Source organism: Haladaptatus sp. CMAA 1909 (assembly GCF_043952005.1).
In the GTDB taxonomy this organism is placed as follows: Archaea; Halobacteriota; Halobacteria; order Halobacteriales; family Haladaptataceae; genus Haladaptatus.
In genome coordinates this window covers 123203-144663 of record NZ_JBIOAV010000005.1, presented here as the reverse complement: position 1 = coordinate 144663, position 21461 = coordinate 123203, and the positions used below count along the sequence as shown (strand labels likewise).

Genomic DNA, 21461 nt, shown 5'->3' with positions numbered 1-21461 from the left:
ATACTACTCGAGTAGATGTACTCAAGTCTACTCGATCGGTATTGAAAGACTCAATTCAATGGATACGAGCCATCTCTCTTTCAGTACTGAGAACAGTGCTCAAAAGCCGCGTCTATAAAATTGTGAGTGGTTCACGGATCGGTTCGTAATGGACCTATTACAGTGAAAGAACAGGTCTCGTGTTTCCCGAAAGTCGTTGTAGTGGTCGAGTGCTGCGTGGATTTTACAGCTCTTTAAATAGCTCTACGATATCGTCGAAATCGAGACGCCCATTCTCGTTGAAATCATAGGCGCCAGGATTGTTCTGGACGGCCGGATCATCGTAGTTCTCAAAGAGATCGACAACATCGTCGTAGGTTTCACTCCCATCACCATCGATATCTTCGTACAGACCATCTTCATCCGGGTCTGTCGGTGATTTATCCCCGACGACTGGGTCAGGACCCTCTTCTTCCCCGTCCTGCACAACAAAGCAGATCATCATCTTGTTATCCTCGTGTTCGAGCATGTGGCAGTGCCAAGGATACTGCCCGGTATACCCATCAAATCGTGTGAGGACTCGCACCTTCTCATCAGGCTTGACGCGAACAACGTCCTTGTGACCACGTTCGTTCGGAAGTGGGTCGTCAGTCCCATCCGGTCCACGGCCGATCACCTTGAACTTAACAAGATGCATATGCATCGGATGTGTACCGCTCGTGTGGTTCTGGAATTCCCAAATCTCGGTCGATCCAAGTTGTGGGTAGACCATCGACCCATCGTCCCACATTGTATATCCGTTCAGCGTGTAGGTAGGCAGATCACCCTTGATCTCGAGCCCCAGATCCATATTTCGCGTCTCGACCACGTCGTCTTCGTTGAACGTCGGACCTACCGACGGGAGATTTAGATCGGACGGTGCCGTACTAGGATCTTCGGGTGCCGTATCCGGATCAGACACGTTGATCTGGAAGATTTCTTCGAGGCCAACCCCCATCTGTGCCTCGTTAGTGACGGTAAACGTTTGTCCAGCATAATCGGTAAAATCGACGATTACTTCGGCACGCTCGAACGTGTGGATTCGAAGCGAGTCGAGGTCACCGCCCGGTCCGATGGATACGACCGAATCGAGATATCCGTGATCAGGAGCAAACTGATAGAGCATCGGTGTACCCGAACCCGAGTCGCTCTGAAGTTTGAGATCGAACGCCCGATGGTTCGCCCCGTTAGCAAGTCGGAACCGGTATCGACGTGGTTCTACCTCCAGAGATGGCCACACCGCTCCGTTCACTACGGCCGTATCACCGAGGAATGACGATGCCCACGAATCGAGATACTTTAGCGACCCATCATCATTGAACGATCGATCCTGAATCAACATGGGGATATCGTACTCACCGCTCGGGAGGTTGAGATCCTGTTCGGCTTGACTAGTGATCTGATATAGACCAAGGAGTCCGACATAGGCGTTGAGACGTGTAATCCCGACCGTGTGATCGTGATACGTCGACGTTAGCCTGGCCTGTTCCATCGGAAGTTCCTGCCATTCCTTGCTAAATCTCGGCCCCTCAGCCCCACCAGGTGACGTCCACATATCTGCTTGGCCATCGCTTTCAGGTTCGATTTCGAGGCCGTGGAAATGAGTCACGGTCCTCACTTCGGGAACTGGACCATCGAAGCCCTCATAGTGATAGTTCTCGGGCGTCGTTCCCCCGATTCGCTCATCGACTTCCAGCAGATGTGTATCCGGGAGGAAACTGTTATCGAAGCGAACCTGCATCGGTTCTCCGCGTTCTGCAGTGATTAGAGGGCCAGGATAAACGCCATCGAATCCCCAGAGTGTGGTGTCTGGCAGGTCTGGGTGAAGGTTTTGTGTGAACTCCTTTATCGGTATATCATAGGCATCAACGCCATCTCGTGTCCCATCGGGTTCGCGTTCCTCCAAGGTCGGTAATGGTTGAACGAATTTTTCGAGGGTGGGTGATGATTCCGCAGCCACCGTGCTCATCGTTTGTGGAATCGCCCCCGCGATGCCGAGTGAAGCACCCGCTTGGAGTAGTTTACGCCGAGACAGTTTTTTCATATTTAGTCACTCCTACAAGATATACCCATTAAATAATTATATATTCCAAACTCATCGCTGTTGATTATTTTCATGGTTCTATAATCTCATTATTAACCGAACTATTTAAATCTTGAGGCAGAGTCAAAGTAATCATAGTCCGAACGTATAGCGATCAAGTGACCCCCCGAGACCGACGTGTACACCCTTCTGTGAGAGCAATTTAAGCAGGGGGAGTACTGATTAGTTCTGCGGTGGGTTGCTTATCGATATGGAATGTCAGAATGAGGGCATCGAGACAGTGAGAGAGCGCTAAATTTTCGGAATACGCAGCGAGGTCGTCTGTAAGTGGAATTGACTGACCTTATAGAGTCCATTTGTGGATTGAATGCACGAACGAGAGACATTCACCAAACGACATTTACAGGATATTACCATCAAATGTTAACATTCCACAGCCAAAGCCCCTTATAATGCTCTATCCTTCCTGTGCGTATGCACAACTCGCCACCTGGGCAGAAAGGGACACCCACACGGATTACGCCAGAAGAAGCATCCTCGGTCGTCTCTGCCGTAGTAGCGGCAGTAACCAAAGACAATGGTACGAAACCAGAGACTACCCTCTACGAGGCAATCGATCCCGATGCACTCGAAGACCTTTATGAACACGGTCGACAGAAGGTCACGTTCGAGTATGCGGACCACAAAGTTACAATCCATCCTGACAAAACTGTCGTTGCGTCCAAGCTAAGTACATAAGCGAATTCACCCCGCACGAGTAAGTTGTTGTACTCGCGCGTTTTTGAATCAGTTTTATCGTGGATCGGTTCCCGGAAAGCACCTGGTTGTAGATTCTTCTGTTGAACCCCTGGTCATCCTTCAGAATACGTAAGTGACACGTGGAAAGTGAATTCTCTCGGGCCATTACTGTACTCGTGCCTCGCAAATCCATGTGGTCCAGTAATACAGGAGTGATTCCGACGGGATTTTCATTACGGGCCGGAAAGGTGGGGCCTTGCAGCCGATGAATTCGTTGCCAAGGACTCAATGAGCGGTAAAACCGTCAATGGACACGAAGAAACATAGCTAGAACACGAGCAAGCAGTACACAACCGTAACGAGCGGTCGTCTTTCCGTATTAATCTGGATGGAGTTTCTACGCTTAAATCACGGATGACTCGATTGCAGCCGAATTCGGAGGAAGTATGCAAACATAATAATCAAAGCGATTCCCCCGACAATCAGGTATATCTCATTTTCCGTAGCATTCCGAATAGCGTCGCCGAACAATAGCACCAGTAAGGCCTCGATCGAGTAGCGACCACCTCGACCGATGACTGACGCTACAAAGTAAGTTCGTGGGTCGAGACCGAACACCCCAGACCCGATCGAGATTAGTTCGTACCCTTCCGGAATCGGGGTGAACGCTCCAATAGCGACAACGACAGATCCATATTGACCAAAATAGCCTTCGATCCGATCTGCTCGTTGACCAGCAAAGCGTGAATTGAAGGCAGGACGTCCTCCATTTCGGCCGATGCCGTACCCGATTAATCCAGCAAACACGGAGCCGGACGTTGCCAATACGACGTATAGTATCGCTAAGTCAGAGTTTGCGGCAGTCAGAGGAATGAGAACGAAATCCGGTGGAATTGGAAGCAGAAAAAATTCTAAAAACGCTACGGCAAATAGACCGGGGCCCCCGAACGATTCGAAAAATGATCTGGATACAGCAAGCGAGTCAAAGAGGTTCTGCATGTTACTTTGCTCTACACAATCGCGAATATTAAATCTATCACCAACAACAACTAGAAGATGGGAACCCCGTCATCCTCGATGGGCAAAGCCTGACAAACAATTAGAATCGCACAACACGGCCTCTTCAAATACGCTGTCGTTATTTTCCGTCCAAGAGACATATGATACATGTTTGTGCGGTTGATTTAGCTCAATCTCTACACCACAATTAGCACAAGCCCCTGTTCTGTTGGTGAGCAGAATACGTGTGGAAGCATACTCCCTTTCACCCTTTCTCGAAAACATTTCCTGCTTTGTTATTTCGTCCATCACTTATTACCATATACAAACTGACTAATGAGGGTTGTGGCCACGCCACATACCATCATAGTCCGAAATGAAGAATCACAAACTGATATAGAGAAGATCGGATACCCGAGATTCGCTTTTTTTCAAGGCGCTTCTGATTATCTCTTCCCGTATGTCGAGCCGATATAAGTAGTAGCTACCGCCGTGAATACCATCGTTTCTCTCATCGTGTTGAATGAACCCTTTCAACCGCAGTTGACCGATTCGATTGTGAATCGTCCTGTCCGAAACGATGTCGGTATTGGTTTGGTCGGCTACTGTTTGATATCGTTGATAAATTTCGGACCTCTTACAGGGAGCTCTGCCTTCCGCCTCCAATTGGAGTAGACTAAACAGTGTCAACTGGCTTTGGGTCGGTAGTGATTTGAGTTCCTCTTGGATTTTCCCCTTTTCAATCGTATCACGAGCATTTCGAACGTGATCTTCAGCGATCTCGGGGTCATTTCTTGTCCGTGCCAGGTCCCCAGCCTTGTACAACAATTTTAACGCCTGTCTTGCACTCCCGGACTCTTGTGCTGAAAATGCGGAACAAAGGGGAATCGAATCGCTAGACAGAACGCCATCGCGAAAAGCATGTTCAGCGCGTCGTTCTAGGATGTTGCGAAGTTGATTTGCATTATAGGGTGGGAAATGGATTTCTTCATCACACAGGCTATCTTTGACACGTGCGCTAAGATTATCGCGGAAGGTGAAGTCATTCGATATCCCGATCACACCAACCAACGTATCGCTGATTTTCTCATTGTCGTTTGCTCGGGGCAGTTCGTACAAGATATCATCATCGTTGCCAATCGAATCGATTTCGTCCAATACTACGAGCAGGTGGGTAGCATCCAAGTCGTCCACGTGATTCCAGAGCATTTGATAAACCTGACTACCGGCGTATCCAGTCGATGGAATCTTTGAACAGTTGTTTCTGAATTGGTTTACAAGATCGACGGAGACTTGATAGCTACTCGATGCGGATTTACAATTCAGATTGATTACCTCGATACTGAGATCATCATATCTACACTGGTCGTTCAAAAGCTGGTTTAGTACTAAACGTGTAGCGAGTGTCTTTCCCACTCCCGTCTGACCGTACAAGAAAATATTCTTCGGAGGGGCAGCGTTAATGACGGGACGCAGCGCTTCCTGATATTCAGATAACTCTTTGTCGCGTTCAACGAGCCTTTCAGGCCGATAGCTATCGCGGAGAACGGCCTCGTTGGCGAAAATTGAGTCATCACGGGTGAAGTTTTTCAGCCCCATTGATTGTTCATTGAGAACAAGAACCAAGGACATATAAAACTACTCTTTCACGAGTTTCATGGGTTTCATGAGCTTAATTTTACTTAAAACACACCCTCTCCTAATTTCACGAGAAAAGCGTTCCAGTACCGTCTAAGTAGTGCTAAACTGAAAAAGCGTGTATCACGCTACCCTAAGTTTGTTTTGCTACAGCTAGTTATTGTGTCTAGAACCCTATTTAGCGGAGAAAGGTTCATGGTAATTGAATTCCAACCATATCCGTAGTGGGAATGTACTCTAATTAATTTTAGCGATCACCTGCCACATTTTAACTCGGGCTATAGTAAATAACTAGGAGAGCTCGTGAAAAGTGGTGTGTGTGTGGTTCGTTCTCGGGAGTTGACTACCTATAACGGCATGAATTCACGCATCGATGGGTACGATTTGTAACAGCAATCGGCCCAATGGAGAACGCTCGGTTTCCATACTGCAACGATACATCATTCGTACTCATATAACACCACCCGCTTGAGCAATCGATAATAGAACCTGACAGAGATTCGTAGTGGACTTTATACGAACCCAATGTTGCCAAACGTTCCAACAGTCGTATTGGTTCCAGCAGCCGAGTCGAGTACACTGCGTATACAGCGGCCAGTAGCGCTCAACTCTGACCGGCGTGAATTGATGCACGCAGGAACGCAAGACAGCAACCACACCCGCACGGCGGAGGTGACAAGGAAGATTAACCGTGCTTCGTATTCGGAGGATTCAGTCCACGGAAGTCATCGAGTCTTTTCATTACCAATTCAAGACAGAAGAGCGTTGGCCGACAACCAAGACTGACTTGCTGATTGGGATTACAGTGCGCAATTGTGGACTTCCGTAGTCCCCTTGTGGCTTATTCAGATTCTTGTCCCTTACGGATAATGAGCACGAGTAGAAGAATTACGAACACAACCTGAAGGAGTTTGGCGGCGCCGTGAGGGCCAACGAGTTCCGGATCGTTCACTCCTCGGATCAAGAAGTATACTCCGATGAGGAGAAGATTGTATACGACTCCCGCCACGTAAAGAAGTGATCGACGAAAATCAACGAGCGCGAGGACGATCGCCCCAACGTATCCTAACCCAGCAAGCAGAAAAGAGAGGCCCAACATGCTCGGTAGCGACTCAGCAGCCTCGAAGAAGTACGTCAATCCCATTAAGACAGATAGAACGACACCGATCCACTCTAGTCGTTCCATAGACGCGCGTTCCAGTTGGTTCCCGGTGGTCGTGGACATATCTTCATATCGTAGTGCACTCTGATTACTTTTTGGAGATGGAAGGTACAACTCAGCGCCGACTCGTTACACTCAAATGGCTTTCCGATAGGCTCACACCGCTCTCACTCCGGTGTTTCGCGTCCGTGAAAATATATCGATAGAACGGTTTGAACCCACTAGTCAGGACAAGCAGCGCCAACTCTCTGAATAATAACACTGTGTCTGTTTGTGGATTTCTACCAGTTCGTGTGGCTATAGAGTCCGTCTAAGCCTCAGTCAAAACACTTGGTCGAAATCGGAATCTGGTTGTAATACTCTCGATACAATTCGCCACGTATGCAAGAGGCATGGATGGTGAGAGATTACTACGTGAGCAACTCCCACAATTATCAGGTAAGTCAGGACTTACCTAACATAGAAAAGGTGGCCCCCTATAATAATAAACTTTTCTAATTTTTTATTTTATATAGTCTTGAACATTATGAAAGGAGGATGTAAGACCCCGGTGATATCGTGAAACCAAGATACCCATGCTCGTTGAACTCATACGTATTCGGTCTTCTGCACCACACTTCATCATGTTCCGAGAGGCCTACGTTCAGAGTTCTAACTTCCCGTATCCGACTACACTCTCTTCTGTTCGGCTGCAAAAAGAGTTATTAATCAGATCACTGGTTACTGTGATCGGAAGAGTTCGATGATATCATCGAAGTCGAGTTGTCCGTTCTCGTTGAAGTCGAACGCATCCGGGCTCTCTTGTACCGCGTCGTCTTCGAAGTTATCGAAGAGGTCGACAATATCATCGTAATTCTCCTCGCCGTCACCGTTAACGTCCTCGTACTTGCCGTCACCGTCCGGGTCCGTCGGTCGCGAATCGCCGACCACAGGTTCTGGACCGTCACCACCGCTGCCGCCTTCTTTGATCGTGACGGTGCCACGCATTTGCGTGGGGTGAACCGAGCAGTAGTACTCCGCCATCTCGGGCGAGGCAGTGAACTCTATCGTTGCCGTGCCACCTTCCTCTTGAATGAGATCCGTCGAGACGAGGGAATCGCCATTGTCGTCGAGGATGTGGAGGTCGTGCGGTGCACCATCGAGGTTTTCGAAGGTGATCGTGTAGCTCTCTCCCTCCACCAATGGAAGTGTTGGGTTCGTCTCCCCATCGATCATACTCGGTGCCTGACCGACCCAACCGGGGGTTTCGCCGCCGAGTTCGATCGTCGTCCCGCCCTCGATCACGTCACCACTGCCGCCTCCATCCGTTGGCTGGATTTCGAAACCGCTGAATTTCGAATTGTCTGCTTTCGTGGTCGTACTGATCGAGAGGGAACCGTTCGTAACTTCGACGTCCTGCACCGTCTTCGTGAAGGCCACGTCATGACCAACACGCTTGAACAGATCCAGATCTTGGAGCACGGATTCGCCCTGCACGGAGACATCGAACACGCGCTGTCCTTCGGCGTCCTCGACGTAACCATCGTTACCTTCAATCTCGTTCCAATACAGTTCCGCAAAGTGGAGAGTTACGTCGTAGGTGCCGTTCTGAATCGCGACGTCGTACGATAGGTTTCCGCCGTACTGCTCACTCTGATAGAGCGCATCGTGCTCCGTCCCGTCGATCGGATCTCCGGTCGTGGACGTTGCGACGTCGACATCGTTTCCACTTGCACTCGAGTCACCGGATGCCTGAACGGCGTCCGATTGAGCAACAAAGTCCACACCGTCGATCGTGACTGTACCATCGATTTCACCGCCACCAGAATCGAATCCGAATGGCGCCGAGAGCGGACCGGTAATCCGAACGGAGAAGGTGGAATTCTTCTCTATCTGGTTTCCATCGAGGGTGTACGTCGTCGTGGCAGAGAGTGACTGTGTCCCGTTGCTTGCCGAATCCGGTACCGTCACGTCCCAGGACATCGACTGGGTTTCACCTGCGGCGAGCGAATCAAAGGTCGTCCCGTCGTTGGCGCTGACTTCGATATTCGATCCACCAGATGCGGCGAGGGTGACCTCACCGGATTCGAGGGCCGATGAGGTAGTGTTCGTCAACGACGCTTCGACGGTTACTGTATTACCCGGTTCGGTAGTCACCTCTGCTCCATCGCTGAAGTTGATCGACGGAGCCTGGATGTTGGTATGTTCGATGCGGTAAACCCCTGAATCGTCATTGGGGCCGCTGAAGTCGCTTCCCCAGTCAACGACGTAAAGCGCACCATCAGGGCCGACCTTCATATCCATCGGTCTGTGGAATCCAGCATTCGGAAGGAACGGATCGATCTCCATTACGTTTCCATCGTCGTCGAATGAAACGTACTTGATCCAACCCGCACCCCACTCCATGATGAATAGTTTGCCTTCAAATGATTCCGGAAGTGAACGGTTTGGATCATAGTCATCATGATAGTGGAAGACGGATCCAGCCATCGGTGCGCCACCCTGTAGCTGGGGGAAGGGTGGTTCTTCAGGGAGGTACTCTTGAGCATAATCGGGCCCATTGAGGTACGCCTCCCAGTCGCCGTCGTAGTAGATCATCGCCTCTTCGGGCGTGGGGAGGTTCGTCAAACCGGTATTGTTCGGCGATTCGTTGACCGGGTTGTTCGGGTCGAACGGATCTCCCGATTCACCAGTCTCGAAGTCGTAGTCCTTATACGGGATATTGGGGCCGATGAAATATGGCCATCCGTAGAATCCCGGTCCGTTAGCTTTGTTAAATTCAACGGTACCCGGTGGGCCACGCTCGGCGTTCCAACTGCCAGCGTCTGGACCGTAATCGCCCCAATAGAGCGTACCCGTTTCATGATCCACCGACGCCCGGTAGGGATTCCGATTACCCATGATGTAGATCTCAGGCTTTACGAGGCCGTTATCGAGGTCGTCCGAATATTCGGATCCAGTGAACAGGTTATCATCTGGAGTCGAATAGGACCCGTCCTCATGGGGAGTGATCCGCAAGATTTTGCCGCGGAGATCCGCAGTATTGGCTGCGGTACGCTGAGAGTCGTAATATTTTCTCCCGTCACGCTCGTCAAGTGGCGCGTATCCACTGGATTCGAACGGATTAGAGTCATCGCCGGTGGTGAGATATAGCTGCTCACCGTTTGGTCCCCAGTGCATGTCGCCACCAGTGTGACAGCAGGTTTCTCGCTGGGTCGGGACCTTCATTATCGTGACTTCAGAGTCTCGATCAATCGTACTGCCATCCATCGTGAAGCGCGAAAGACGATTGTGCGGCTCGTCTATGTCTTCGTTTAGTGGCGAGTAGTAAAGATACACCCAACCGGTATTCTCGAAGTCGGAATCGAGGAGAATTCCGAGAAGACCATCTTCCTGCTCTGCATACACCGTGAGGTCTAGGGCGACGTGCTTATCGTTATCAGGGGTATTCTGATCGATTACTACCACTTGGGCAGGAGTTTCCGGACCACCACCGAACGTACCGCGTTCGATGTAGAAAACTCGACCATCGGGTGCGATATCGACCATTGCTGGGCTGGACGTATCCGTGTCTAGTGGCACGGTAGTGTAGTTGTCCCACACCGTACCAGAGGCCCCACCATCGACGTAGCCTGCAGCCCACATTATCCCACCTTTGAGGTGTTGGCGGAACGCGTCGTTCGAATAGCTATCTTCCGTGTGGCCGCCTCCTGTATACCAGGATCGTGCGCCATCGTAGTATTGGCACCATGCTGTGGGATGGTCTATACCGTCCATCCCCGCATCCTCGTAACTGCTCTCGTCCAGGCTAGCCAGAACGTGTACATCGCCACGAGGATTCGATTGGTAGTCGTACCACTCATCCGTCCTTTCCCATACTGCAGGAAGATGTTCCGTGGATGGATGGGTACGATCAGTTACGTGCACATTGGCAGTCTGTATCGATGGATGGTCCTCGAAATATGCACCAACCAATCCACCGTACCATTCCCACTCATACTCGGTGTCGGCTGCAGCGTGGATTCCAGCATATGCACCACCTGATTGGATATATTCTTCAAAAGCTGATTGCTGCTCTTCATTCAACACGTCCCCCGTGGTACTATTCCAAACCACGACGTCGTACTGAGCTAGATCGTCAGCATTCGTCGGGAATGCGGAAGCATCACCATTGGGGTCATCGATGATATCAACCGTAATCTCGTCGATACCGTTCTCTGTAGCGATCTCATCGGCCAGCTCTTGGATCGTTTGGTTCCCTGTCGGAATCGCTTGGTGGCGATATCCTGCAGTCACCGATAGGACGAGAATAGCAGGATTCTCTCCCACGTTCATTTCTTTGGCTCTGGCTGGGGTATTAGAATTCGCTACACTAACTCCAGAGAGCCCAGCGACGCCAAGTCCTCCGATTCCTTGAAGAACTCGTCGTCGATAAGTGTCTATTTTTTTATGTGTGTCTGACTCAGGCGTGTTACTATTGCTCATGTTAGTACCACACATATTTACTCAAAGCTAAAATATAAAAAGGTGTTGGTGCAAGGAAAATAATTTTAATAACCGCCGAATTATCTAATAAAACTCATTTAATTTTGTGCAACATATTATTAGTCAATTTTAAATATAATTTATCATGAGATATGAAGGATGAATAAACCAAGGACATTTCATTTAAGAAATGAATTCGTAGAAAAACGAGAAGGTTGTTCTTATTCTATGAACAACAAAGAGAGGTATTCGATGACCAACTTTTACATTACTAGTTTTGTAATGGATGTTTACAAAGGTAGTAATGTAATTCCCAGCCCATGCAGCCCCCAATAATAATTATCTTTATCCGCAATTAATTTTTGGAATGATAATTGCATGGGTATCAGCAAAATAAATGACGTTTTTGCATAGTAGAACAGGGATATATGATGATTATATACTTGATACTGTTATTATTATCACTGTTTTCTGATTTTGCGGTTATAATAGGAGTAGAAGACACAGATGTTGCAATAATATTCTAGTTAATCATAAACTCACTAACTTCGGCCGAATAGAAGAATAGACTATAAAGGACTACAGTAGGCTATCTATAACTAATATTTAGGCTGATAACATTCGCCGACCCCATTAATTTATTTGATAACTCCGCAATGTCTGAATCTTGCATCCTACTAGCGGGTGTGGAAATACTGATCGCACCAAGGACCTCATCATCGGAGAGACAGATTGGTGCTGCAAGGCATCGCACACCCTGTAGTCTCTCCTGATCATCGATCGCATAGCCCTGCTGGCGAACAACGTCGAGCTCATCGAACAACGCCCTTTTCGAATCAATGGCACTGTTTACTTCTGATCCCCGTCCATTCTCTTCAATTATTTGTTTGGTCTGGCATTCGGGAAGATAAGCAAGAATTGCTTTTCCAAGCGCCGTTGTATGTAGCGGAGTCCGAAAACCAGCGTGTGTATCCAACTCAATGGCGTTCTCACCCATGGCTCTCATCAGGTATACTCCAATACCCTGTTCTTCGACCATCAAATTCGTCAATTCGCCTGTTTCTCGAGCAAGTGATTTTACCTCGGGAGATGCCATTTGGTAAAGAGACATATTTTTCCTAATATAGCCACCTAAATCGAGAAATTTCAATCCGAGCTCGTAATCTTTGTTATTTTTCTTCACGTATCCAAATTTTCGAAGAGTCATCAAATGATTATGGACAGAACTTTTCCCCATACCTGTCTCATCGGCAAGCTCGGTTATCCCACTAGGACCATTCTCTCTCAGTTTCTCGACAATTAGGAGCGACTTCTCAGTCGTCCTAACGGCATGCTTAGTATTCACGGTCATTACTATGTATTTCTTCATAATAAAAATTCTGCTTATCAGAACGGGAATTTTTTCATTACAATCTATAATAAAGGTATATTTTGACAATAATTATCTATGTATTTCCCAACACAACCTGTTAGCAGAAAATATACACATTTTTATATTCATAGTTGGGTGTTGACTTGATATCTGCTTAGGGAACTCATCACGTTTGGTGATTGTTAACAGAGAAATCCGTGTTCAAGACAGGTTATCAAATGTTTGTTATGTTGGAAAACCTCTTTGTCTGAGGTCGATAAATCATCAAAGAATAATAGAATTGTTCGAGTCTTTTTTTCGTTTGCCCTTTTTCGATTGAAACCACGACAGAATCAGGAATCGATTCTCGAAAATGACGGGGTTGTTTCTCAATTATAAATAGTAGAAATAATGTATGTTAATAAAATTGTTATTATGTCCGGGCAAAATTGAGAGGCAATATAAAGATCACCCAATATCCCGAATCTCCAAGGATCACAAAGTTATACAAGGACAAAGATGCATCTGGATCAACAGTCCGATCCTAAAAATGATGCCGGCGTATTTTCAGCACAAAGGTCAATAGTGAGGAGCGATGACTAGCAAAATAGATGCGTGACATGGACTCACATCTTGAGAAAACAAACGCAAGAAGTAGCGATATCGGACAAAAGCAGAAAACTCTGAAACGAAGCAACCGAGGTATACTATGAGTCAAACAGGTGTTTGGATAATTGGAGCACGTGGAAACGTAGCAACTACCGCAATTACTGGTGCATGTGCTATTGGAGCAGGAGTGACAGATACAACCGGTTTAGTCACGGCACGGGATCCATATCGGTCATTAGAATTGCCGGAAATTGGAGATTTGGTATTTGGCGGTCACGATGTATCACAGACTTCACTGCTATCGACCGCTAAGTCGCTATCGGAATCGGGCACACCATCAGCAAAAACAATCGAAGCAGTAAAAGAGGATCTACAAGTTATCGACAAGCGGATCAAAACCGGTACGGCACTCAATTGTGGTCGTGCAGTCGACGAAATTGCAGAACAGACCCTGTCATCTCATTCACTCTCCGATGTTGTCGACCAAATCCGACGGGATTACCGAAACTTTGCGGATGATAACGACCTGGATCGGGTCATTGTCGTTAACGCTGCATCAACTGAACCACCGCTCGAAAATGCAGACCAGTATGACACACTAGATACGTTCGAGCAAGCCATCGAGAACAATGATCGTGGGATCCCAGCTAGTTCTCTTTACGCGTATGCGGCCCTCGTAGAGGAAATGCCATACGTCAACTTCACACCGAGTACCGGCTCTGCACTGGGCGGTCTCCGTCAACTAGCAGATTTGAACGACGTTCCGCATATGGGTCGAGACGGGAAGACTGGAGAAACGCTCGTGAAATCCGCTCTCGCTCCAATGTTTGCACAGCGAAACCTTCGTGTTCAGTCATGGGTCGGCCACAATATCCTCGGAAATAAGGATGGGTTCGTTCTTGAAGACGATGATAATAAAGCTGGGAAATTAGCGAGCAAAGGCGGTGTCCTTGACAGCATCCTACAAGGAGAATTCCATAACCACGTTCGAATCGACTATACTCCACCGCTCGGAGATTGGAAAACAGCTTGGGACGATATTCGTTTTACTGGATTTCTCGATACGCAAATGAAGATGCAGTTCACGTGGGAAGGGTCTGACTCGGCATTGGCTGCACCACTCATATTGGATCTTATCCGGTTAACAGCTCATGCAGACGAATACGGGAACGGAGGTCTTCAACCTCAACTCGCCTCGTTTTTCAAGTCACCGCTTGGAGTGGCGGAACACGACTTGTCTCGACAGTTCGAACTTCTCGACGACTACACCAGAGAACACAACAAAGAGAGGAATAAATGACGGAGTCGGAAGCAAGCCGTGTGATAGTCTTGGATATCATCGGCCTCCAACCGGATCATATTTCGTCAGAACTTGCTCCGAATCTTGCGAATCTCCTTGATGAAGTGATCTCTATGCGTCCGGCGTTCCCCGCATTGACCGTCCCCGCCCAAACAACGTTAGCAACGGGGCAATCCCCTGGGGATCATGGAGACGTGGCAAGTGGCGAATTCGACCGCGACCGGAAAGAAGCGGAATTCTGGGAACGGGACCGTGGCGGACGAAATCGTCTGTGGGAAACTGCTCACGATGCGGGGTTGACGACCGGGGCATTGTTCTTCCAGCATTTGATCGGATCAAATGGGGATGTTGTTGTTACCCCCTCTCCAATAGAAGATGAAGATAACAATCTCATCGAAATGGACTGTTGGTCGAATCCGGATGAATTCTACGACGTACTTCAAGAGAAGTTCGGCCATTTTCCACTATTAAACTACTGGGGGCCGGCTGCTGACAAAACCAGCACCAAATGGATATTTAACGCAGCGACCGAGGCGATAGATCGTTTCGATCCTGATCTTCTCTGGGTGTACGTACCACATTTGGACTATACGGGTCTCCGAGAAGGTCCAGGGAAAGAATTACAGGACGAAGTGCGTGTCGTCGATGAACTCGTCGGAGAGTTCCTCACTGAACTAAGAGAGACTCCTCGATGGGAAGAAACAGTCGTTAATGTCGTTAGCGAATATGGCTTTCACTCGGTCGATACACCTCTACTCCCGAATAAAGCACTGCGGCAGGCAAATCTACTATCGGTTACTGACGATGAAAAGGGTGGCAGGGATGTCGATTTGGAATCCTCACAGGCCTTCGCCATGGTCGACCACCAGATTGCCCATATTTACGCCGATGATGAGTCGGTTAACGAGGTAAAAGAGCTATTCGAAAATCTCGAGGGAGTAGACTCCGTCCTTGACCAGGAAGGGAAAGAAACGTTCGATATCGCACATCCAAATGCAGGTGACTTGGTATTAGTCGCGGAACCAAATGCATGGTTCCAGTACTATTGGTGGGAATCTTCTGACGAAGCCCCGCACTATGCCGTGGATATGGATATTCACGCTAAACCAGGATTTGACCCATGCGAGCTCTTTGTCGGGGATCGCAGTTTAGTTTCGCTTGACCCATCCAAAGTAGGGGGATCCCACGGTCGAATCGATTCGAATACGTGGCCTGTATATGGAATCGGAGGTCCTGCAGCTTCCGAGTTTGACCTCAATCGACTAGAATCGATAGATGCTCTGAGTGTCGCGCCAACAATAGCAAAAGTTCTGGGAATCGAAGAGGAACTCCAGTTCGAAGAGCCACCGATGGTATAGAAAAGGATCTCTCCGAAGTCTAGATAGCGGGTTGCTGAATAGTGTCCTTCTTACCGGCCTTTCTTCTACTTAGTGAACTCACCCGGGAGACTCTCGAACTCCTCTTTGTGTTCGTCCGAGCAAAAATAGTAATCCGTAGTTTCGTGATTCGTTGTGATCTGTTCATACTGGTGAACGGGGCTTCCACAAACTGCACATTCCATTTTTATTCCTCTGATTAACCGTGAGTGTATTACTACTAAAAGGTTATGAGGATTCGTGTGATCACTGGAGATATGCAGAAAATAGCCGTCGAAACCCGTCCATACTCCGGGAATCTGTTTGCATTCCGGTTTTTATTTGCTTCCGTAGTAAATTATATCTCAAGGAGTTTGTATAGGTTATTTTATAAATATATTTAATAGCACTGCAAGTATTCACTTAGAATGTTAATGACAAGCCGTCGCGATATTCTGAAAAAAGGTAGTGCAGCAATAGTTGGTACTTCACTCGCTGGATGTCTTGGCAATCCTTCGGGATCAGATAGCGAAAAATTAAATCTGGCGATTGTATCGAGCCCATCCGGTTTTGGTGACAAAGCCTTCAACGATTTGGCTCTCCAAGGTCTACAGAAAGCTAAGAAGAAATTCGGAGCAAATATTCAAAAAGTCCAAGAGACGAATCAATCACAGTATCAAAGCGTCCAATCTCGATTGGCGGAGAGCTCGGATCCCAATTACGATGTCATCGTTTTGGTATCGTATAACCATACGAAAGCATTGGAGACTAACGCAAAGGAGTATTCGGATCAAAATTGGATGCTGATCAATGACACGATCGATAGACCCAACGTTGCGGGTTACATCTGGGCTAATAACGAGATGGCCTATCAAGCAGGTGTCCTTGCCGGTACGATGACGACGAAATCATTCTCATATAAGAACAGTTCCACCAACCCGGATAAAAAAGCGGTCGGATTCGTCGGTGGGGAAGATAGCCCCCTCATTCGTGCATTCGAGAAATCGTACATAGCTGGCGTTCATCGTATCGATAAAAATATCAACGTAAATGTCGGTTATGCGGGTACTTACACCAGTCCACAGAAAGGGAAACAGATTGCACTATCACAGTATGATAGCGGCGCTGATATCGTCTTCCACGCTGCAGCGGCCACTGGGCAAGGCATTTTCCAAGCGGCACAACAGAAAAACCGCTTCGGAATCGGAACGGATGCAGACCAGTCCAAGACGCTATCGGAGTATAAGGACGTCATTATGGGATCCAGCGTAAAGTACATTAATAAAGGTACTTTTGAAGTTGCTAAAGCGGTCAACAATGACAAATGGGATTCCGTCCAAGGGAAAAACGTTCTTGGACTCGATGATAACGGTGTAAAACTAGTTCTCGGACAATCGGTTGGGTCCGAACTTCCCCAAGAGGTGCAGAAGAATCTCGATAGTTCTCGTAAAGCGATTGTTGACGGGGATGTCAAAGTGCCATGTACTGCGTCCGGGTGTAATAGCTAAGAAAAGGTGACGAATCAGAATTCGAATTTTGTTATTTGGGACAAGTAAAACTATAATTTTTTATATAAATGTTTGAATGTCGAAGAAATGGTTAAGTGAAGAGGCTAGATAAAAATTGACTATGTATGGTTAAACACGAATACGCGAACTATGCTACTGAAAAATGGGTGCTGTCAGAACCAATACAGAAACGGGGTGGCGAGCATTCGTTAAGTTCGGTGCACTCCACATTCAATGATCCGGGAGTGGATATCATTCGGACCGTGAGTAATAATATTAAAGGATTTAAAATCATGTTTGGGCTACAAGAGTACGATAATGAGTGAAACGAGTTCGAATGCGGTTAGGCTCAGCGAGATCACAAAGCGATTCGGAGACATCGTAGCGAATGATAGCGTGGACTTCACCCTGCGTAAAGGTACCGTACACGCACTCATCGGTGAAAACGGTGCTGGGAAAACCACATTGATGAATATCCTCCATGGGTTATACACCCCCGATGAAGGGACAGTGTATATCGATGGTAACTCACGATCCTTCGACTCACCACAAGATGCCATCGAAGCGGAGATAGGAATGATCCATCAACATTTCATGTTGGTGGATTCTATGACGGTACTGCAAAACATCATACTTGGACATGAACCATCCTCCGGTGGCCTCGTGGATACTAATGCTGCACGCGAGCGCATAAAGGAACTGTGTTCCATTTATGGATTCGATGTAGACCAGGAATTAGATACAAAGATTGAAGAACTCAGTGTTGGCACCCAGCAACGCGTTGAAATTCTGAAAACCCTATTTCGAGGGGCAAGTACATTGATCCTCGACGAGCCGACCGCTGTTCTCACCCCTCAAGAGGTTGAGGAGCTTTTTGGGATGATGGAGAAACTCACCGAACAAGGCCATTCGCTCATCTTCATCACGCATAAATTAGACGAAGCGCTGAGAGCGGCCGATGATATCTCCGTGTTGAGAGACGGCGAGATTGTAGCTACTGTAAGCGCGAACGATACGACTCGCAAAGATCTCGCACGGATGATGGTTGGAAGGGATGTCCTATTCGAAATCGATAGCCGATCCGTGGAGACCGGTAAAAAGGTCCTCGATATCGATAGTCTTCGTGTTACGGACAACCGTGATATAGAACAAGTGAACCTAGTTAATTTCTCAGTAAAGCAAGGGGAGATATTTGGGATTGCTGGAGTCGAGGGGAATGGGCAATTAGAACTTATCGAAGCTATTGCGGGGCTTCAACCCGTTGATTCAGGGAGAATCTTGTTTTCAGACGAAAATATTACGGATATGCCTCGACGGCGCCGAATCGAGTCCGGGATTGCATATATCCCCGCGGACCGGCAGAAGCGAGGGATCGTTCTCGACTACTCCCTTAGAAAGAACGCATTATTGGGTAATCAAACCATTGAACCCTTTGCAGACAACGGTATCATAGACTGGGATGAAGTCCAGGGTCATGCCGATAAAATCATCGACGAATTCAGTGTGAAGCCTCCGAACGCCAATGCTGTTTCTTCCTCCTTATCTGGCGGAAATCAGCAAAAGTTCATCGTCGGTCGTGAACTTGAACACGACCCGGACTTAGTTATCGCCGCTTTTCCAACTCGAGGGGTCGATATCGGCTCAACCGAATTCATTCACAATCAGCTATTGGAGATCTGTCAAGAAGGGAAAGCAGTTCTTCTGGTTTCGTCGAAGCTCGATGAAGTCCAGAAGCTTTCCGACCGACTCGGGGTGATGTTCGAGGGCAAAATAGTCGACATAGTCGATCCGGATTCGGTTACTGAAGAGGATCTCGGATTGATGATGGCTGGTCGTCAACCGACCACTGTGAAAAGCCTCGATGAGAGGAAGCAAGAGAAAGCAAATGACACTAGTGAGTTCAAAAATGAGTGAAACAAACACCAGGAAACAAGAAATTACTGATCGCATCGTTAGTCGAATACTCTCAGCAAGTGCCTTGGATCGGATATTCATAGCACTCGCTGCGGTCGTTCTGGCGCTACTTCTTGGATCAATAGTCGTCGCAGCGACCGGAAACAACCCCGTTATGTTTGTCTATGCACTTCTCTATGGTGCAATCGGAACGACCTCAAACCTCTCTTTGACTCTTCAACAAGCCACGCTCCTCTGTCTCGCAGGAGTCGCCGTCGCCGTTTCGTTTAAAGCGGGCTTATTCAATATCGGGGTCCAAGGCCAATTCGTCCTCGGTGGTTTCGCTACGACCATCGGAATCCTTTGGTTGACCCCCTATGTCCCTTCGGGAGTCATCGGCGGTATATTGCTGGTCGCTTTTGGAACCGTCGCCGGTATCCTCGCCGGAGGCATGTATGCTGCGATCCCGGGGTTGATGAAAGCGTATGCAGACGCGAACGAAGTGATAACGACGATTATGCTCAATTTTATCGCTACAGGTGTCACATTCTACCTCATCGATCAGCACTTTAAGGCAGCAAACGCTTCGGCAACAAATACTGAGAGCATCCCAGCATATGCAATGCTCCCATCGATCGTCTTTGGAAGCCCATCTTTCTCTGTGATTGGTGTCCTGATCGCACTTGTAGCCGTAGTCGGCGTTCATCTAATAATGAATCGAACGCGATTCGGCTATGACTTAGTAACCAGCGGTAAACAGGCACCTGCAGCCGCATTTTCGGGAGTAAACCCGAAAAAGAATATCGTGGGGACGATGGTTTTTTCAGGAATGTTCGCCGGCTTGGCCGGTGCCGTGTTCGTTGTGATGGTGTTGGGATACTATAGTGATCCAGGAACCCTTCCCCAAATCGGATTTAACGCTATCGCTGTGAGTCTATTGGCCGCAAATAATCCACTGGCCGTCGTTCCTGCTGGCCTGCTCTTTGGCGGTTTAGAGGCTGGCAAACAGTACATCGGTTATAACATGGATATCCAACGGCAGTTAGTCGATGGGATCGTCGGCTTGATAATCGTTTTTGTCGCAACTCCAGAACTATTCAGAATGGCTACTCTTTGGAGAAACATCCGAAACGAGGAGGTGGACAAATGAGCGTAACTGACTTGGTAACTCGTCGAAACTCAACGATCGGTTCGGTGATCGCCCTCGTTGTAATTGGGATATTGACCGTACTCTTCACAGATATTGCGGTGAGTAATATTCTCAACGTGGGTGTCATTGAGCGAACTCTTCGCGCAGCTGCGCCAGTGGCATTGGCAGCGATAGGTGGTCTATATGCGGAGAAGAGTGGTGTGTTCAACATCGGTCTTGAAGGCTTTCTCATCTTCGGAGCGTTCTCCGCGACGGCCTCCGCTTGGTTCATCTCTGGTGGTAGTTCTATTACCCAGCTTCATCTTTGGCTCGGTGTAATTGTTGCGGTCGTCATCTGTACGTTCCTCGGGTTGTTGTACGCGATTCTCACGATCCGCTATAAGGCAAATCAGATTGTTGCTGGTCTCGGCGTTTGGTTTGTCGGGTTAGGATTCACGCCGTTCGCTGCTAGTCTCATTTGGCAGGACCTTTCGAGTCCACCCATGCCGAACATCAACGATATCGTGATTCCCGGATTGTCGAAAATACCGATCGTTGGTCCGATCCTGTTCGCGGTATCTCCAATGGTGTTGATCACGATTCTCGTTTCCATCGCAGCATGGGTTCATCTCTACCGCACGCGCTTTGGCTACTGGGTTCAGGCCGCAGGTGAGAACCCCGAAGCGTTGGAAACCGCAGGAATCGATGTCAATCACGTCCGCTATTTGGCTGTGATTTTCTCGGGTACCCTGGCCGGGTTAGGAGGTGCTGCGTTGGCAGTCGGATTTGCTGGCGGCTTCACTGGAACCGGTACCACGCTGGTTGATGGACGTGGGTGGATTGCAATCACCGCGTATATGTTCGGGAACTATAATCCGCTCGGCGCGCTTGGTGCCTCGATACTGTTTGGTGGAACCGATGCGCTGCAGGTCCAATTTCAAACGATCGGAATCAGTTTCCCGCAAAGTCTCACGAGTCTATTCCCGTATGTGGCGGTGCTACTCGTGCTCGCATTGGTTGGCCGGACTCGTACACCTTCTGCGGCTGGAGAACCGTACGAAACCGATGAGTAAGGAGCTCTGATCGGTTCCCGATTTCTACTCACATGCTCAATGGTTTTGCGCGTACAGCTTACGGTATAACTAGGGAATATAAATATCCCGACGAGAAGATTTATTATGATACATTTAGAATTCTATGTCACACCGTAACAATGGATCCGACCGGAAAGATCCATGTAAGCGGGAGTACTA

At 48.2% G+C, this 21461-nt stretch carries 13 protein-coding genes; 7 read left to right on the top strand and 6 right to left on the bottom strand.

What is annotated here, in order from left to right:
* Positions 1-223 precede the first annotated feature (223 nt).
* Positions 224-1987, bottom strand: a complete 1764-nt coding sequence (locus tag ACGYLY_RS26645) for a multicopper oxidase family protein (protein WP_395285729.1) — start codon at positions 1985-1987, stop codon at positions 224-226.
* Positions 1988-2536: 549 nt separating this feature from the next.
* Between ACGYLY_RS26645 and ACGYLY_RS26640 the strand changes: the two genes are divergently transcribed.
* Complete coding sequence (locus ACGYLY_RS26640; protein WP_395285730.1) at positions 2537-2800, top strand: HalOD1 output domain-containing protein; 264 nt, start codon at positions 2537-2539, stop codon at positions 2798-2800.
* A 408-nt stretch (positions 2801-3208) separates the two neighbouring features.
* Here ACGYLY_RS26640 and ACGYLY_RS26635 read toward each other — a convergent pair whose 3' ends face one another.
* The 5 genes from ACGYLY_RS26635 to ACGYLY_RS26615 all read right to left on the bottom strand — a co-directional run bounded on the left by ACGYLY_RS26635 (position 3209) and on the right by ACGYLY_RS26615 (position 12408).
* Entirely contained in the window at positions 3209-3799 is a 591-nt protein-coding gene (locus ACGYLY_RS26635; RefSeq protein ID WP_395285731.1) for a YqaA family protein, read from the bottom strand.
* A 384-nt stretch (positions 3800-4183) separates the two neighbouring features.
* Positions 4184-5398, bottom strand: coding sequence for a Cdc6/Cdc18 family protein (locus ACGYLY_RS26630; protein ID WP_395285732.1), 1215 nt, complete (start codon positions 5396-5398; stop codon positions 4184-4186).
* An 880-nt stretch (positions 5399-6278) separates the two neighbouring features.
* Complete coding sequence (locus ACGYLY_RS26625; RefSeq protein ID WP_395285733.1) at positions 6279-6662, bottom strand: hypothetical protein; 384 nt, start codon at positions 6660-6662, stop codon at positions 6279-6281.
* Positions 6663-7319: 657 nt separating this feature from the next.
* Positions 7320-10913 carry a ThuA domain-containing protein gene (locus tag ACGYLY_RS26620; protein ID WP_395285734.1) on the bottom strand — a complete coding sequence of 1198 codons (3594 nt, stop codon included), beginning with the start codon at positions 10911-10913 and terminating at the stop codon, positions 7320-7322.
* Between the two features lie 739 nt (positions 10914-11652).
* Complete coding sequence (locus ACGYLY_RS26615) at positions 11653-12408, bottom strand: IclR family transcriptional regulator (RefSeq protein WP_395285836.1); 756 nt, start codon at positions 12406-12408, stop codon at positions 11653-11655.
* Positions 12409-13123: 715 nt separating this feature from the next.
* Between ACGYLY_RS26615 and ACGYLY_RS26610 the strand changes: the two genes are divergently transcribed.
* The 6 genes from ACGYLY_RS26610 (at position 13124) to ACGYLY_RS26585 (ending at position 21281) form a co-directional block, all read left to right on the top strand.
* Positions 13124-14323 carry an inositol-3-phosphate synthase gene (locus tag ACGYLY_RS26610; RefSeq protein ID WP_395285735.1) on the top strand — a complete coding sequence of 400 codons (1200 nt, stop codon included), beginning with the start codon at positions 13124-13126 and terminating at the stop codon, positions 14321-14323.
* Entirely contained in the window at positions 14320-15681 is a 1362-nt protein-coding gene (locus ACGYLY_RS26605; RefSeq protein ID WP_395285736.1) for an alkaline phosphatase family protein, read from the top strand. The genes ACGYLY_RS26610 and ACGYLY_RS26605 overlap by 4 nt, the downstream gene beginning before the upstream one ends.
* A 431-nt stretch (positions 15682-16112) precedes the next feature.
* Positions 16113-17186 (top strand): BMP family protein, encoded by a 1074-nt coding sequence (locus tag ACGYLY_RS26600; protein ID WP_395285737.1) that lies wholly within the window; start codon positions 16113-16115, stop codon positions 17184-17186.
* Positions 17187-17504: 318 nt separating this feature from the next.
* Complete coding sequence (locus tag ACGYLY_RS26595) at positions 17505-19100, top strand: ABC transporter ATP-binding protein (RefSeq protein ID WP_395285738.1); 1596 nt, start codon at positions 17505-17507, stop codon at positions 19098-19100.
* Entirely contained in the window at positions 19093-20229 is a 1137-nt protein-coding gene (locus ACGYLY_RS26590; RefSeq protein ID WP_395285739.1) for an ABC transporter permease, read from the top strand. The genes ACGYLY_RS26595 and ACGYLY_RS26590 overlap by 8 nt, the downstream gene beginning before the upstream one ends.
* The gene (locus tag ACGYLY_RS26585) at positions 20226-21281 is read left to right on the top strand and encodes an ABC transporter permease (RefSeq protein ID WP_395285740.1); all 1056 of its coding nucleotides are present in this window, start codon (positions 20226-20228) and stop codon (positions 21279-21281) included. The genes ACGYLY_RS26590 and ACGYLY_RS26585 overlap by 4 nt, the downstream gene beginning before the upstream one ends.
* Positions 21282-21461: the final 180 nt, after the last annotated feature.